This window comes from Streptococcus oralis (genome assembly GCF_001588645.1).
GTDB lineage: Bacteria > Bacillota > Bacilli > Lactobacillales > Streptococcaceae > Streptococcus > Streptococcus oralis_AB.
In genome coordinates this window covers 1-686 of the sequence record NZ_LAYF01000034.1, presented here as the reverse complement: position 1 = coordinate 686, position 686 = coordinate 1, and the positions used below count along the sequence as shown (strand labels likewise).

The 686-nt window shown below is 44.0% G+C and carries 1 protein-coding gene; it reads left to right on the top strand.

From position 1 onward, the window contains the following. Positions 1 to 36 precede the first annotated feature (36 nt). The coding region (locus A0739_RS09700; RefSeq protein ID WP_231082588.1) for a T7SS effector LXG polymorphic toxin at positions 37 to 686 on the top strand (650 nt) is incomplete at its 3' end.

The window sequence follows — 686 nt, the reverse complement described above, 5'->3', positions numbered from 1 at the left end:
CAAAACATGTTTCCTGGTTTGCAGTAGGGAGGTACCATGAGTTACAATATAAAATTTGATGATATCACCTCTGTTCAGGTGGAAAGTCAAAAGACGATAAATGCTTGGGGAGAGTCCGTCGCTAGCCTAAACAAGGCCATGACAGACTTCATCAACAATCAAAATCTCCAAGGTCAGGCCATCTCGAGTATGCGCAGATACCTAGTAGAGGTTCATGGGACTCTCCTTCAGACTCTGGTCAACTTGATGAATGACTACTCAACCAATCTCCTACTATACAAGGACGGTTATTACCAGATTGATAGTCACCTGCATACAAAGCTACCTGGTCAGGAGTTTACGCGATTACATAGTGATTTGAAGGGTTCGAGGGATAAGTTAAAGAACGAGATTGAGGTCTTGAACACGACCAAGGACAAGATTTCAGACTTGGTGAGCTATGATGGAAGCAGTCATACCAAAACGGTCATGGACTATAACTTCCTGCTCAATCAGATCAAGAACTTGGACAGCTCCATCACTCAGTATGAAAGTAACCATGCGAGTCAAGATTTGGTCGCCTTTAAGGAACTTCTAGCTGCGACTAAGGCCTTGATCGCAGAGCATGCTAGTAAGACACGTACGGTAGGAACTTATCAGTCAGGAGATTTCGCCAAACTCAAGTCTGTTCAACGCTTTGCGATAGC